Origin of the sequence: Roseovarius sp. BRH_c41 (genome assembly GCF_000961715.1) — a bacterium.
In the GTDB taxonomy this organism is placed as follows: Bacteria; Pseudomonadota; Alphaproteobacteria; order Rhodobacterales; family Rhodobacteraceae; genus Roseovarius.
Map to the genome: position 1 here is coordinate 194436 of NZ_LADY01000064.1, position 14301 is coordinate 208736.

15 protein-coding genes are annotated in these 14301 nt (G+C 60.1%); 1 reads left to right on the top strand and 14 read right to left on the bottom strand.

All coding sequences use genetic code 11. The annotated features are described in order from the left end of the window. Positions 1 to 3: 3 nt before the first annotated feature. From VR71_RS20945 to VR71_RS21010, 14 genes are all read right to left on the bottom strand, one after another. Entirely contained in the window at positions 4 to 804 is an 801-nt protein-coding gene (locus VR71_RS20945) for an enoyl-CoA hydratase (RefSeq protein ID WP_045686415.1), read from the bottom strand. 21 nt (positions 805 to 825) lie between these two features. Continuing rightward, positions 826 to 1275 carry an OsmC family protein gene (locus tag VR71_RS20950; RefSeq protein WP_009816040.1) on the bottom strand — a complete coding sequence of 150 codons (450 nt, stop codon included), beginning with the start codon at positions 1273 to 1275 and terminating at the stop codon, positions 826 to 828. A 27-nt stretch (positions 1276 to 1302) separates the two neighbouring features. Next, positions 1303 to 2445, bottom strand: a complete 1143-nt coding sequence (locus VR71_RS20955; protein WP_045686416.1) for a glycine cleavage T C-terminal barrel domain-containing protein — start codon at positions 2443 to 2445, stop codon at positions 1303 to 1305. Positions 2446 to 2606: 161 nt separating this feature from the next. After that, entirely contained in the window at positions 2607 to 3098 is a 492-nt protein-coding gene (locus VR71_RS20960; protein WP_045686417.1) for an Lrp/AsnC family transcriptional regulator, read from the bottom strand. A gap of 151 nt (positions 3099 to 3249) precedes the next feature. Beyond that, positions 3250 to 4134 (bottom strand): polysaccharide deacetylase family protein, encoded by an 885-nt coding sequence (locus tag VR71_RS20965; protein WP_045686418.1) that lies wholly within the window; start codon positions 4132 to 4134, stop codon positions 3250 to 3252. A 2-nt stretch (positions 4135 to 4136) separates the two neighbouring features. After that, positions 4137 to 4562 carry a nuclear transport factor 2 family protein gene (locus VR71_RS20970; RefSeq protein ID WP_045686419.1) on the bottom strand — a complete coding sequence of 142 codons (426 nt, stop codon included), beginning with the start codon at positions 4560 to 4562 and terminating at the stop codon, positions 4137 to 4139. Between the two features lie 7 nt (positions 4563 to 4569). Next, the gene (locus tag VR71_RS20975) at positions 4570 to 6048 is read right to left on the bottom strand and encodes an amidohydrolase family protein (protein WP_045686420.1); all 1479 of its coding nucleotides are present in this window, start codon (positions 6046 to 6048) and stop codon (positions 4570 to 4572) included. Positions 6049 to 6110: 62 nt separating this feature from the next. After that, complete coding sequence (locus VR71_RS20980) at positions 6111 to 7139, bottom strand: ABC transporter substrate-binding protein (protein ID WP_045686421.1); 1029 nt, start codon at positions 7137 to 7139, stop codon at positions 6111 to 6113. A gap of 41 nt (positions 7140 to 7180) precedes the next feature. Then, a complete protein-coding gene (locus tag VR71_RS20985) occupies positions 7181 to 7954 on the bottom strand; it encodes an ABC transporter permease (RefSeq protein WP_045686422.1) in 774 nt (257 codons plus the stop codon). Between the two features lie 27 nt (positions 7955 to 7981). Next, entirely contained in the window at positions 7982 to 8845 is an 864-nt protein-coding gene (locus VR71_RS20990) for an ABC transporter ATP-binding protein (protein WP_296430716.1), read from the bottom strand. A 194-nt stretch (positions 8846 to 9039) separates the two neighbouring features. Then, a complete protein-coding gene (locus tag VR71_RS20995) occupies positions 9040 to 9702 on the bottom strand; it encodes a TetR/AcrR family transcriptional regulator (protein ID WP_045686449.1) in 663 nt (220 codons plus the stop codon). Positions 9703 to 9894: 192 nt separating this feature from the next. Then, the gene (locus VR71_RS21000; RefSeq protein ID WP_045686423.1) at positions 9895 to 10941 is read right to left on the bottom strand and encodes a tartrate dehydrogenase; all 1047 of its coding nucleotides are present in this window, start codon (positions 10939 to 10941) and stop codon (positions 9895 to 9897) included. A 1-nt stretch (position 10942) separates the two neighbouring features. Then, positions 10943 to 11203 (bottom strand): aldehyde dehydrogenase family protein, encoded by a 261-nt coding sequence (locus VR71_RS21005; protein ID WP_254656365.1) that lies wholly within the window; start codon positions 11201 to 11203, stop codon positions 10943 to 10945. A gap of 737 nt (positions 11204 to 11940) precedes the next feature. After that, positions 11941 to 12711 (bottom strand): FadR/GntR family transcriptional regulator, encoded by a 771-nt coding sequence (locus VR71_RS21010; protein ID WP_045686450.1) that lies wholly within the window; start codon positions 12709 to 12711, stop codon positions 11941 to 11943. Between the two features lie 427 nt (positions 12712 to 13138). On the opposite strand from VR71_RS21010, the gene VR71_RS21015 reads away from it, so the two are divergent. After that, a complete protein-coding gene (locus VR71_RS21015) occupies positions 13139 to 14191 on the top strand; it encodes a TRAP transporter substrate-binding protein (RefSeq protein WP_045686424.1) in 1053 nt (350 codons plus the stop codon). Positions 14192 to 14301 lie beyond the last annotated feature (110 nt).

The following is a 14301-nucleotide window of genomic DNA, read 5'->3' on the forward strand; positions in this document are numbered from 1 at the left end:
CGGTCAGGCATCCTGCCACTGGGGGCTTCGTTTTTCGATAAAGGCAGCAATGCCCTCTTCGGCATCCCGCGCGAGCATGTTGTCCACCATCACGGCAGAGGCATAGGCATAGGCATCGGACAGACCCATCTCGCGTTGCGCATGGAACGCCCGCTTTCCGGTGGCCAAGGTCATGCTGGATTTTGACGCAATCCTGCGCGCCAGGGTCATCGTGGCGGCCTGCAAGTCTTCGGGCGCAACCACATGGTTGACCAGCCCGATTTCCGCCGCCCGCGCGGCGGCTGTCATGTCGCCGGTCAACAACATCTCCATCGCATGCTTGCCCGCCACATTGCGCGACAGTGCCACCATCGGCGTCGAGCAGAACAACCCGATATGCACCCCCGGTGTGCTGAACTGCGCCGTATCCGCCGCAATCGCCAGATCGCAACTGGCCACAAGCTGACAGCCCGCAGCGGTTGCAATGCCCGTGACCTCGGCGATGACGGGTTTCGGGCAATTCACGATGGATTGCATGACCCCGGAACACAGCGCCATGACCGATGTGAAATAGACCCGACCCCGGTCCGCATCCGCCCGCTCGGCGGTCATTTCCTTGAGATCGTGACCCGCGCAAAACGCCGGGCCATTGGCAGCCAGAACCACCACCCGGACCGCAGGATCGTTCCCCGCTTTGGCCAGGGCCGCGCCCAGCTCTGCCAGCATCGCCTCGGACAGCGCATTGCGCCGCCCGACATCATTCAGAGTCAGGCGCAAGATGCCGTCAGCATCCAGATCACACAGCAGGATATCGCTTGTTTGCACGGATCAGATCCCTTCTGGTCGTCAGAGAATGTTGATTTCCACGCTCTCGGCGAGCGTGTTGGCGATAAAGCAATAACGATGCGCCCGGTCCTGCATCTCTGCCAGCTTCGCATCCTCCATCGCAAAACCGGTGTCGAACCGCACCACCGGATGCAGATCAATGCGCGTCACTGACATCTGCCCCTTGGCGTTCTTGCCCAGATGGGCCACGGCATAGTCGTGATAGCTCGCAACCGGCCACCCCGCCTTGGCCGCGAGCGCCAGAAAGGTCATCATGTGGCAACTCGACAGCGCCGAGGCGAGCGCCTGTTCGGGGTTGGTGTGGGCCGGATCACCGCCCCAATCCGGGGCGGCGTCCACTTGGACATCATGGCGGTTGTTGAACTGCACGGTATGGGCATTGGAATATTTGCCGGTGTGCAGCACAGGTTCGGCGCGCTGCCAATGCAGCTCGATAGAAAGATCGGACATGGATCAAGTCTCGGTTCGGGCCAACGCTCAGGCGGCGGCGATTTTCTTGTTGGGATCGTAGAAGGGACGCTCCACCATCACGGCGCGCACTGGCCCCTGACCGGTCACGACCTCGACCTCGGCACCGATATTGGCATGCTCTGCCGCCACCATGGCCAGGGCGATATTCCGCTCCAGACGCGGCGAATAGACGGCTGATGTGACCTTGCCCACGGGCGTGCCGGCAACATTGATCGCCCAAAAGGTGGTGTTCGGCCCCTTGAGCGGTGCGCTGTCGATGATCAACCCGATCTGCTTGCGGCGCGGTCCCTCGTCGCGAATGCGGCGCAGCGCGGCCTTGCCGATGAACTCGGCCTCGATGTCGAGATTGACCAGCCGGTCCAAACCCAGCTCATAGGGATTTGTCTTGATGTCCGCATCGGCATGATAGGACAACATCCCGCCCTCGATCCGGCGGATGGAGGAGGTGTGACCGGGCTTGAGACCAAACGGCATCCCCGCCGCCATGATCCGCTCCCAGAGCGCATCGCCATGGGCGCTGTCCCGCAGATAGATCTCATAGCCCAATTCGCTCGACCAGCCGGTGCGCGACACAAGGAGCGGAATGCCGTCAAGCTCAACCTCGCGCAGCCAGTAGTATTTCAGATCCATGATGCTCTCGCCAAAGAGCTCTTGCATGATCAGGCCCGATTTCGGCCCCTGCAATTGCAGCGGCGACACATCTGGTTCGCCGATGGTGACGTCCAACCCGGAATGCACCGCCACGCCCTGCGCCCAGAGCAGGATGTCGCTGTCAGCCAGCGAAATCCAGAAATGGTTTTCGGCCAGACGTAGCAGGATCGGATCGTTCAGGATGCCACCCTCTGCATTGGTGATCAGGATGTATTTGCACTGGCCCACCGCCATCTTGGACAGATCGCGCGGGGTCAGCATCTGGACAAAGCGTGCGGCATCGGGGCCGGTGATCTCGACCTGACGCTCGACCGCCACGTCGCAGAGAATGGCCTCATTCACGAGGGTCCAGAAATTCTGTTCCGCGTCCCCAAAATCACGCGGGATATACATATGATTGTAAACCGAAAAACCCTTGGCCCCCCAGCGCACGGTGGCGTCGAAATAGGGGGATTTGCGGATCTGAGTGCCGAAGCCGAAGTCGTCTGCGTGTGTCATGGTTTGCGCCCTTGTTTGCCCTCGGCCACGCGGCTTTGGACTGTCTAATCCTGACGCCCTTCTAGGGGCGAACTTGGGGCATTTGCGGTCTGAAAACATGCAAGACTCAGACCGATCAGACTATTTTGCGGGCCTCAAACAGACTGCTCAGGCGCAGAGCGTCATTTGCCGATTCTGGCGGTCAGATGCGAGAGGTTGGGTTGGCTGGATTTGACCCGGCGCGTGGCGATATAGGTCATATAGCGGTCAATCCCCAACTCAGCCGCCAGCATGGCCTCCATCAAGGTCTGGAACGCCGTGAGATTGGCGCAGATAACGCGCATCACATAGTCCATGCCACCGCCTGTGGCGATACATTCGGTGATCTCGTCCTGCCCCCTGACAAAGCTCTCGAACCGGTCGAAATCCGATTTGCGATGATGGGTCAAAGAGGCCGTGACCACCACTTCGGTAAAGTCACAGATTTTATCCAGAACGAGATCGGCGTGATAGCCGCGGACGAACCCGGCAGCCTTGAGCCGGTCCAAACGCGCCCAGCAGGGCGTGGGCGAGATATTGGCAATCTCGGCCAGTCTGTTCTTGCTCAGTTGCCCATGCTTCTGAATCGCCGTGAGAATGCGAATATCCGTCGCATCAAGACCGAGCCTCTTCATCCGTCCGAAACTTTCATTGCCTCTCGCCACGACAGCGGGCAGGCCCGGACCTGCCCCGCCCTCAATCTAATGCCGCCCCCCTGTCGGCGTGATCTCTTTTGCGACCCCTTTTACAACACCCGCGTCGGCAGATCGGGGACGGTCGGCAGTCTCAGGCAATCAGGTCGGGGATCTCATCCCGGCAATAGCTGTGGATTGCACCAGCCTGAGTGAGCCAGATCTGGTCCCGATGGGCGGTGATATGGCGCAGGGCGCGCCGCAGGTGGCGCAGGCGATAGGGCTGACCGACAAGGTAGGGATGCAGGGCCACGCCCATGACAAGGGGCTGGGCGTGGGATTGCTCCAGCATCTCGTCGAAATTGTCGATGATCATATCCGCAAACGCCGCCGCACCATCCTTGCGCGCGACGATCGACGGGATGTCGTTGACCTCTTGCGGATAGGGGATCGAGAGAAGACGGCCGGCGCGGGTCCGCATCCAGATCGGTTGATCGTCCATGCACCAATTAAGAGTGTAGCCATAGCCCGCCTCTTGCAGCAGGTCGGGGGTGACGAGGCTCTCGGCGATCCACGGAGACAGCCAGCCTTGGGGCGCTTTGCCTTCGGCCTGCGTGATGGTGGCGGTGGCCTCGGCGATCAAGGCCGCCTCTGCGGTGGGGTCCATGACGCTCTGACGTTCGGAATTGGTGCGGCCATGGCCAAGCACCTCGTCGCCCCGCGCGCGAAAGGCGGCCATCAGGTCAGGGGCATAGGCATACATGGCGCTGTTGGCGAGCAGGCTGACGGGCATATCGAGCGCATCAAACAGATCGCGCATCCGCCACGCACCAACCCGGTTGCCATAATCGCGCCATGCGTAATTGAGCACGTCGGGCTGTGGGCCACCGGGCGCAAGTTCGGCACCCAGCCCCTCACCAAACGCAAAATGTTCGAGGTTGAGCCCGATGTAGACCGCAAGGCGTGCGCCGCCCGGCCATGTATACGCGGCGCGCTCCGTGATCGGCACATAGTCGTAGCGGTTGTGATGCGCTGTCATGGTCACAGCTCCGCCTCGGCCAGCCCAGCCTTGGCCAAAAGCATCTCGGCGCTGTCATTCCAGACATCGGTGCGGATCAGCTTGCCATCGCGCACGATGAATTTGTCCATATAGCGGTTGGTTTCAAACGCGGTTCCGTCGTGCCATTCACCGTAGAGATAGCCGGTGTTGTAGACATGCACATCGCCGGTGTCCGGGTCGAGGGCCGCGTCGGTGCGCAAAAAGCGTTTCTTGACCCACGCGTAGCGTTTGGCATTGAAGGCCGCACTCTGGGCCGGGCCGGAAAACCTGCGCCCGCCGGTAAACACCAGCTCGAACCCCTCGCTGAGATAGGCAGAGGCGGCGACGGGATCGGGGATCATCGACAGTTCTAAGTAGGATTCGACGAGGGCCTTGGCGGCGGTCAGAGGGTCAGGAATCTGGGTCATGCGGTCCTCACAGGGGATGGGAATGGGGGTGTCGGGCGCAGGCGCTGCGGCAGAAACTGCGCACGATCAGGGCGGCGGCCTCTGCCATTTGTCTTGCATCGTGATTGGCAGCGTCAAGCCGGGTCGCCGCGCGACCGGCGCGCTCGGCAAGACTCGCTTCGTCAAGGGTCAACACGCGGTTGTCGGCAAAGACCAGAGCGCCCGCAATCATCACTTCGCGCAGGGCAGCCCCGGTTTCGGCAAAGACGATCTGTGACAGGGGATCCCGCAGCGGCACGTAATGGCAATAGCTCCGGTCGAGAAACAGCAGGTCGGCGGCCCAACCGGGCGCGATACGTCCCACGCGGTCAAGACCCAGAATGCGCGCGCTGCCTTCGGTGGCCATGCGGAACGCCTCCGTTGGACCGATCCAATGCTCGGGTGGGGCCGACGAGGTCCGGCTGAGGGTTGTGGCCAGACGCAGCGCCTCGAACATGTTTTGCGCATCCGAGGTGTTGGCGGCATCGGTGCCCACGCCCAGCGTGACGCCCGCAGACCTCAGCGCATGCAGCGGGGCGATGCCCGAGCCAAGCCGCAGGTTGCTCAGCGGATTGTGCACGATCCCAGCCCCATGCGAGGCCAGAAGCGCGGCCTCATGGGGATCGAGCCAGACACCATGCGCCCCGCTGAAGCGCGGTGAAATCAGGCCCAGCCTGTCCAGATGCGCAGTCAGGCTGGTGCCATAGCGCTGATGGGCCGCGACCTGCTGCATCTGCGTTTCGGCCAGATGGGTCTGGAGGCAGAGATCAGCGGCCTGCGCCGTGGCGGCACAGGCGGTCAGGAACGCATCTGAGCAATGCAGGGGGATGGCGGGGCCAAGTCCCGGCTTGACGCGGTCGCGCGGGACCGGCCAGCGGGCAAAGGCCTCTGTGCAAATCGCGAGGGTCTCTTGCCACCGTGGCAGGCTGATGGCGGCCAAGGCGGCGCGTTGCGATGGCGCAAAGGCGTCCAGAAGTCCGGGCAACGCCTGATAGATCGTACGGTCCGAGATCATCGGGGCCACCACGGCCCGTAAACCTGCGTTATGATAGGCCTCGGCCACGGCATGGATGCCGGCAACAGAAGGACCGGGCAATTCCACGCTGAGGTCGAAACAGGCGGTGCAGCCCTTGCGGATCATCTCGACCGCCGACAGCTCTGCGCTGAGGCGCAGATCGTCGCTGTGGCGGTTGCCGTTGAGCGCGGCCCCCCCCGCGAGAAAGGTCTCAAGCGTGGCGTCTTCCGGCACGCCGCCCCGGCCCAGCGCTCCGTGCGAATGGGTGTGACCATTGACCAGACCGGGAATGACGATACGCCCGGTGGCGTCAAGGGTGGGCAGATCGTCGGGACCATCGCCGTCGATAACCGCAACGACGCGCCCCTCCTCAATCACCAGCGAGACCGGGGCGAACTGCGCGTTCTCGACCAGAACAAGGCCGCCGCGGATCAGCGTCTGAGTGGCGTGCATGGATCAATCCGGGCAGGCGAATGCGCGCCAAGGCGGGGATACCCACCCGGCGCGCGGGGCGATCAGTTCATGATCTCGACAGCAAAGGCGCGCTCGCCCACCGGCGGCAGGAACGAGCGGTCAAAGATCTCGGAGGCTTCCGGCAGGCGCTCGAGCCCATAGCCTTTGGCCACGATCTCGATCGAGCGGGTCAGGCGTTCGTCCACGAGATCCCCCATGCCGATACGGTCCGTTTCAGGGGCGTTCATCAGATTGGTCAGGGCAAAATTCAGCCGCGCGCGCTCGTTGTCCTGATCGACGAGGTTGTCAAAGGCCATCACCGCCTCCATCGCCGCATCCTGATCCTTGGCAATCTCGAGCGTGGCGCGGTTGACGGCGCGCACAAGCCCCGCAACCGCCTCGGGATTATCCGCAAGCAGCGCGCGCGAGACCATCAGTCCGTTGGAATAGAGATCCATGCCGTAATCCTCGAACTTGAACCAGTTGTAATCGTTGGCCGGGTCCTGACGGTTGGCAATCAGGTTGAACCAACTGGTGATCGTGAACACAAAGGCCCCGTCGATATCGCCCCGGATCAACATCGGTTCCTGCAGGTTGGGGGCCATGTTTTCCTGAGCGACGCTGGCCAGATCAATGCCGTTCAGCTCTGCAAAGACCGGAAATAGCCGGGTCGTCGGCGTGCCTTGTGCCCCTCCCAGCTTGCGCCCGACGAAATCGGCGGGTGTCTCGATCCCGGATGTCTTGGGGGTCACGATGGCAAAGGGCGGGCGGTTCCAGAGTTGATAGACCATCACAGGCGCCTCACCGGGGCGTTGCGCCGCGTTCTGGATGATCGCGTTGATATCGCCAAACCCGGCGTCATAGGCACCGCCCATGATCCGGGTCACCGTGGCGGCAGAGCCTTCGCCCTGATCAATCGTCACAGTCAGACCCTCCTCCGCGAAATACCCTTTGCTCAGGGCCAGCAAAAAGGGCGCATCCGAACCTTGGGTTTTCCAGCCTAGGGTAAAGCGGATATCAATGGCCTCGGCCCATGCCGGGGACAGCCCGGTCAAGAGCGCGAGTGCAGCAGAAAAGACGGCAATCTTCATTGGTTTGTTCCTTCTTTCGCAGGGTGTATGACAGGCGTTTTTCAGGTGACGGCAATGTCAGTGCCGCGTGTGGCCCAGCCGGTGACCCGGCTTTCGAGAAAGGAGAAGAACGCATAGAGTGCGACCCCCATCAGGGCGAGAACGATCAGCCCGGCAAACACAAGCGACACCTGAAAATTCGAGGAGGCGGTCATCATCACGTTGCCGATGCCCCGGTTCGACGCAACGGTCTCGGACAACACCGCGCCCACAAAGGACAGGGTGATCGCGACCTTCAGCGAGGCAAAGAAATAGGGCATCGTGCGGGGCAATCCGACATTCCACAGGATTTCTCTCTTGGAGGCCCCCAGCGTCTTGAGCACGTCTTCCAGATCCGGCTCGGTCGTGGCGAGGCCGGTCGAGATATTGACCACGATGGGAAAGACGCAGATCACCATTGCCGTCAGAATGGCAGGGGTCGTGCCTGACCCGAACCACAGCACGAAGATCGGCACCACCGCGACCTTGGGGATGGAGGAAAACCCGACCAAAAGCGGGTAGGCAACCCCGTAAGCGACGCGAGAGGTGCCAATCATCACCCCGATGGAGACCCCGATGATCACCCCCAGTGTGAACCCGGTGAGGGTCGAGTAAAGCGTCTGAAGGATATGCGGCCAAAGCACCGGAAACCGGGTCCACAAGGTCACGAGGATTTCGGAGGGTCGCGGCAGGATCAGGTCCGAGACATTCAGGAGGATGCAGAGCCCCTCCCACACCAGGAAAAACCCCACGATCAGGCTCAGGGACATCATCCGTATTCTGGTCGCTTCAGTCATGGCATGACCTCATTTCCACGCGCGGGTTCATTTGCGGATCTGGGCGATCAACGCCCGCAGACCTTGGGTCATCTCGACGAATTCGGGGCTGTAGATCACACCGATGTCGCGCGGCTGTGGCAGGGTCACCGGCTTGTCCGAGATGACCCGGCCGGGCCGCGCACTCATCACGCAGATGCGGCGGGCCAGAAACCCGGCCTCGCGCAGATCATGCGTCACCAGCAGCACGGTTGGTTTGCGATCCAGATAGAGATCCTGAAGGATCTGCCACAATTCTTCGCGGGTGAACTGGTCCAGCGCGCCAAACGGCTCGTCCAGCAAGAGCAGATCAGGGTCATGGATCAGCGCACGACACAGGTTTGCGCGTTGCAACATGCCGCCCGACAACTGCCATGGGAAATGCCCGGCAAAATCCTTGAGCCCCACCTGCGCCAAGAGCGCATGAACCCGGTCGCGATAGGCCCCCTTGCGATCCCGCTGAAAACTGCGCTTGAACGGCTCCACAATCTTGAGCGGCAACATCACGTTCTTTTCGATGGTCAACCACGGCAGCATGGTCGGGTTCTGGAACGCCATGCCGATGCGCAATTCCTTGGCCGCCGCCTCGCGTCCGCCCAACAGGATATTGCCAGAAGACGGCTGGATAAGGCTGCTCGCGAGCCGCAGAATGGTGGATTTGCCACAGCCCGACGGACCGACGAGCGCCAGAAAATCGCCTCGGTCCATCCGCAAGGTCGTGGGCGACAGGGCGGTCACGGCCTGCGGCCCACTGCCGAACACCACAGAGGCGTCCTGCAACTCGAGGGCGGGGCGCGCATGGACGGGGCCGCCTGTCGACGCCGGAGGCGTCGTGGAAAGGGGCATCGCCTGGGCGGATATGTCAGAGGTCATGTTCATGGCCCCACGAAATCGCTCGCGGTGACATCTGAGAAGATGGTTAAGTAAGTATTTTATGAATTAGCCGTGCAGCGCCTAAATTTTCAGCACTCCCAAAGGCGCTCGCAGGTAAAAATAGCGCAATCTGGACGCGCGTGCTCTGCTGGCTCGACGAATGCCTCGGGCCGGTTCGGGACAAAATCGCCGCATCAGCCCTGCCGCGATTCGCCGCCCGTCAGCGCGTTGAGCACGAGCGACACGGCATGCGCCCGTCGCTTCGAACGCCATTCGGGGCTGAGCAGGTCAACACCGAAAATCGCGGTCAACGTATGGCCGTTGTTGAGGTGATGCGCGCTGAGCGCGACGATGGTGATATAGATCTGAAGCGCGTCATAGCCATGCCGGAACACGCCCTGCGCCAGCCCCCGCGCGATGATCCGGCTGATCGCGTCAATCAGCGGCTGAGAGCTGATCCGCACCACCTCGGTCTCGACGATGAAGCGCCCCTCCAACAGGTTCTCATTGCGGAGAATCTTGACGAAGAGGGGATTGCTGTCGAAGAAATCATATGTGAATTCGACCAAACGGCGCATCGCGGCCAAGGGCTCCAGCCGCGACAGCTCCAATTCCCGCTCCTGCGCCCGGATATCCTCAAAGATATACTCGATCACCGAGACATAGAGTTTTTCCTTGCTGCCAAAGTAGTGATACAGCAGCCGGGGGTTGCATCCCACCGACCGGGTGATCCGGTCCACCCGTGCGCCGTGAAACCCATGATCGGCAAACTCACGCATCGCCGACTCGGTCAGTTGCGCCTTGGTGCGCTCGGGGTCGCGGCTTCGCGGCTGTTTTTTGGACGCAGGACTCGTCATCTGCCCTTCTTCGCTGGCTTCACACAGGGGGCAGCGGAACCTGCCCATCACCGACAGAGGCGGATCCCGCCACAGTTCCATAACCCATTCGGCGTGCTGGCCCTGCATTTAGGTAAACATTCCCTTAAATCGCGCCCCGCGCCATCAGAGTGCAAGCCCTTCTTTGATTTTTCTGTCAGGGCCGCGCCGATCTCAGACCTCCAATGCGGCCATCACCGCTGTGGTGATCTCTTCCGTCGTGTTCTTGCCGGGACGCGTGCCGATTCCCTGCCCCGTGACCGCCTCGACAGCCGTCAGAACAGCCTCTGCCGCCGCCGCCTCGCCCAGATGCTCCAGCATCATCACCCCGGACCAGATCGCGGCAATCGGATTGGCGATGTTCTTGCCCGCAATGTCCGGGGCTGATCCATGCACCGGCTCGAACATCGAAGGCGCGCTGCGGTCCGGGTTGATATTGGCCGAGGCCGCAAAGCCAAGCCCGCCCTGAATGGCCGCCCCCAGATCGGTCAGAATATCGCCAAAGAGGTTCGAGGCGACGACCACGTCAAGATCCTGCGGCGCCATCACCATCTTGGCCGCCATTGCGTCAATATGCATATGGTTGACCGTCACATCAGGATAATCAGCGGCCAGTTCGCGCGTCACCTCATCCCAGAACACCATCGAATATTTCTGCGCATTGGATTTCGTCACCGAGGTCAGGTGCTTGCGCCGCGCCTGCGCCTGCTCGAACCCGAACCGCAGGATGCGCTCCACCCCGGCACGGGTAAAGACCGAAGTTTCGACCGCCACCTCATTCTGCATCCCATGATGCACCCGGCCCCCGGCCCCGGCATATTCGCCTTCGGTGTTCTCGCGGATACACAGGATATCAAAGCCGTCCGTGCGCAACGGCCCCTCGACCCCCGCCAAAAGGCGGTGCGGTCGGATATTGGCATATTGGTTGAACGCCTTGCGGATGGGCAGCAACAGACCATGCAACGACACTGCATCGGGCACGCTCAGCGGCCAGCCAACCGCCCCCAGATAAATCGCATCAAAGCCGCGCAGATAGGCAATGCCATTCTCGGGCATCATCGCCCCGGTCTCGTGGTAATAGGCACAGGACCACGGCAAGGTTTCAGACTTGAGGTCAAAGCCAAAGCGCGCACCCGCCGCCACCATGACCCGCATCGCGGCCTCGGTCACGTCAACGCCGATACCGTCACCGGGGATCAGGGCAAGATTATAGGTCGTCATGTCAGCCTCCTTGGCAGGTCACAGGTCGATCAGAACCGATTTCACTCGGCGATTGGCAAGATAGGCCGCGCGAACGGCCATAGCGGTTGATCCAGACGGTCCCGGCCTCCAGCCGCGGCGTCACCCGCATGGCCCGCGACAAATCCCGCGTGAACACGCCCGCACAGAGACCGTAAGTCGGGTGACGGGCAAGGTCCATCGCCTCTTCTTCGCTCGCAAAACTCTCGAACGTGGCAACCGGACCAAAGATTTTCTCGGTCACAGCCGGATTGCCACGCGCGCGCCCCCGCAATCAGCCTCGGCTGATAGAAACTGCCCTCGTGGTCAAAAGCAAAGGACATGCGACACCTCTCTTGCAAGGTCTGGTCTTGCATGGTCTGGCCGAACTATCGACCGGGGTGCGCGCACAAAGCTGCCGAAAGCCCATGCCTTGCGACAGAATGCACTGCGCAACAGCCAAACAGAGGCAGAAGGTTGCGTCTCGGATGAAAAATGACAGATCGGTCTTTCAGGTATGACACCGGATCTTTCCGTCGAGACCGAAGCAGACCTTCGTGGATCGCACAGCGAAGGCCCGGTTTGAGCCCAAACTACCGAATGCTGCACCCTGCACTGATGTCTGCAATGCCAACATAAGCCGCCGTTTAAAGAGGGTTTTGAGCCTGCCCCGTAATGGATTGGACTGGTTCGTATGTAAATTCAACGAGTTGGTGGGCGTCTTGTGCATTATGTGCACAACTCAAAATCGCCTTCTGGCGCGTTTTGTCGGGTGTTCGGCGATTCTGATGATTGGATACAGGTGCGACTTGTTTGAGCGAGCACGTCTCACACTTTCCGCATGTACACCAAAAGAGCTAGCCTCAGGTCTTCGAAGGTGTGGCCGACAGGCTTGGGGCGGGATCAGGGTCGGCTTGCGGTAATGCCGGTCAGAAAACCGATATTCACAGGCACACACGCGCGCCTATGGTGACTTCAGGGATGACGTTTACGCGCCCCGGCTCATAGCAGCGCAAGGCGGCGGTTCGAAACCTGCTCTCTCTGCGCGCGCGATTGCTCTTCGAGGTATGACCATTGAACGAACTCGATATGATCTCGCGCCGCTTTTGAGGCCCGTTCGGGGATGCCAGAGTGTATCGCTTCAAATATTTCGCGATGCTGTGCATGCAACTGATCGCCTGTTCCGTCGATGGAGCGAAGGAATGATCGGTGGTAAAAAAGGTTCTGTTTGGTCAGCGCGTAGATGGACGACATCGTATGGACCAGGAGCGAGTTGTGGCTCGCATCAATGACAGCAGAATGAAACGCAATATCGGCATCCTGAGACGCTTGCATATCGTTGGCCGAATGCGCGGCCTCCAGCTGGTCCATGACTCTGGACAGGATTTCTTTGTCCGATTTGGTTGCGCGGGTTGCAGCCAAGCCTGCGGCGAAGCTCTCCTGTGCGGCACGGAATTCCAGGTAGGACCCAAATGCCTCCTGATGGCGGGAATAAAGGTTGATCAATGCGGGTGACATGGCCGAACCCACCAGCGGAGCGATGAACGCCCCTTCGCCGTGGCGCACATTTATCAAACCACTGTCTTCAAGTTGCTTGAGCGCTTCGCGAACCTTGGGCCGTGACACGCCCATTTGTTCGGCCAGATCGCGCTCGGATGGCAGGCGCCCGCCATCCCGCAAGACACCGTTCAGAATAAACGTTTCGATCTGTGTCACGATCGTATCGACAATTGATGTGTGATCAACATGTTCAAAAACTGTGGTCTGCATCATCCCCATATCCTCTGCTCGTTGGCTTTTAACATTTACCGGCCGCAGAATCACTGCAAAAATTTCTCGACCCTACGTGAGATGTAGGCGCTCTATATGGTAAATTAAATAGACCACTTGATGTCAGGTGGGAATTTTCTTCCCTCCCTCCGACGGCGAGGCGTGGAGTGAAATCTAATATGTTGTTACAAATATTAAATTTGTAAATCATCAGGTGGAGTTCGCTCAAATTTTGCGCTGTTCTGGTGGTACTTTTTCATGAATGATCACGAAAAGTTTTATGGAGTGGTTCACAAAATGATTGACTTGGCTAAGTGGTAAAGATAGTGAACCACTCCATCGACCGGGGGAGAAGTTGATGCACAGTCTCATCGAAAGCGGCTCCGCCATAACTGAAAACGGCATGCTTTGCCTAAGGAGGAGACCTTTCATGAAAACCATCGTAACCAGTCTTGCTGTTGCAGCCACGTTGCTGTCCGCAACGGCCACATTGGCCGCCGACAAGATCCTTTTGAAGACACCCATCGCGTTCTCGACCGCGTTGCCGGGCCTGGGTTCGCCGATCCCGCGCGTTGCTGAACAGCTGGACCTGATGTCAGGCGGTACGCTGAAAATGAAAGTGTATGAGCCCGACAAATTGGTTCCGCCGTTTGAAATTCTGGACGCCGTTTCTTCCGGCAAGATAAACTCTGGCTACACCACGGCTGGCTACTGGGCTGGTAAAATCCCCGCTGCACCCATGTTTTCGGCTGTGCCGTTTGGCCCTGAAGCGGGCGAGTACATGGCGTGGCTCTATTACGGCAACGGCATGACGCTGTACCAAGAGATGTATGATCAGGCGGGCTTCAACGTCAAAGTGCTGCCTTGCGCGATCATCGCCCCCGAAACATCGGGCTGGTTTTCCAAGGAAATCAACACGCCTGAAGACCTGCAAGGTCTGAAGATGCGCTTCTTTGGTCTGGGTGGCAAAGTCATGCAGAAATTGGGCGTTGCGACATCTCTTTTGCCCGGCGGCGAAATCTTCCCGGCGCTGGAAAAAGGTGCCATCGACGCGACCGAATTCTCGATGCCTGCCATCGACGCACGTTTGGGCTTTCACAAGCTGGTCAAGTACAACTACTTCCCTGGCTGGCACCAACAGGCCACCGTGTTTGAGCTGTTGATCAACAAGGACGTCTGGAACGAAGCATCCGGGCAGCATCAGGCGATCATTGAGAACGCCTGCCGCGGCTCCATGACAGACAGCTTTGCCGAAGGTGAAGCCATTCAGTTCGACGTGATGAAAGACAACGTCGAGAACAATGGCGTGATCATCAAACAGTGGTCGCCTGAGATGCTCGACACGTTCCGCGCTACCTGGGATGAAGTTGCCGCCGAAGAAGCCGCAGCAGATCCGTTCTTTGCGAAGGTTCTGGCCGACATGACCGAATTCCGTGACGGCTATCAGACCTGGAAAGAGAACGCCTTCTTGCCCCGCAAGTAAGCGTAGTCAATGTTTGGGTGGCAGCAGATGTCGCCACCCAACCCCATTCTTCATCTCTATTTTCTCAGAATTCTAAGTCTGGGCGCATAGCGTCGCAGGCATCGGGAGGT

Coding starts and splice junctions, on each gene's coding strand:
- VR71_RS20970 (WP_045686419.1), bottom strand. CDS start 4,562: ATGACCCAGATTCCTGACCCTCTGACCGCCGCCAAGGCCCTCGTCGAA.
- VR71_RS20985 (WP_045686422.1), bottom strand. CDS start 7,954: ATGACTGAAGCGACCAGAATACGGATGATGTCCCTGAGCCTGATCGTG.
- VR71_RS20995 (WP_045686449.1), bottom strand. CDS start 9,702: ATGACGAGTCCTGCGTCCAAAAAACAGCCGCGAAGCCGCGACCCCGAG.
- VR71_RS20990 (WP_296430716.1), bottom strand. CDS start 8,845: ATGACCTCTGACATATCCGCCCAGGCGATGCCCCTTTCCACGACGCCT.
- VR71_RS20965 (WP_045686418.1), bottom strand. CDS start 4,134: ATGACAGCGCATCACAACCGCTACGACTATGTGCCGATCACGGAGCGC.
- VR71_RS20975 (WP_045686420.1), bottom strand. CDS start 6,048: ATGCACGCCACTCAGACGCTGATCCGCGGCGGCCTTGTTCTGGTCGAG.
- VR71_RS20950 (WP_009816040.1), bottom strand. CDS start 1,275: ATGTCCGATCTTTCTATCGAGCTGCATTGGCAGCGCGCCGAACCTGTG.
- VR71_RS21000 (WP_045686423.1), bottom strand. CDS start 10,941: ATGACGACCTATAATCTTGCCCTGATCCCCGGTGACGGTATCGGCGTT.
- VR71_RS20960 (WP_045686417.1), bottom strand. CDS start 3,098: ATGAAGAGGCTCGGTCTTGATGCGACGGATATTCGCATTCTCACGGCG.
- VR71_RS21015 (WP_045686424.1), top strand. CDS start 13,139: ATGAAAACCATCGTAACCAGTCTTGCTGTTGCAGCCACGTTGCTGTCC.
- VR71_RS20980 (WP_045686421.1), bottom strand. CDS start 7,139: ATGAAGATTGCCGTCTTTTCTGCTGCACTCGCGCTCTTGACCGGGCTG.
- VR71_RS21010 (WP_045686450.1), bottom strand. CDS start 12,711: ATGATGCAGACCACAGTTTTTGAACATGTTGATCACACATCAATTGTC.
- VR71_RS20955 (WP_045686416.1), bottom strand. CDS start 2,445: ATGACACACGCAGACGACTTCGGCTTCGGCACTCAGATCCGCAAATCC.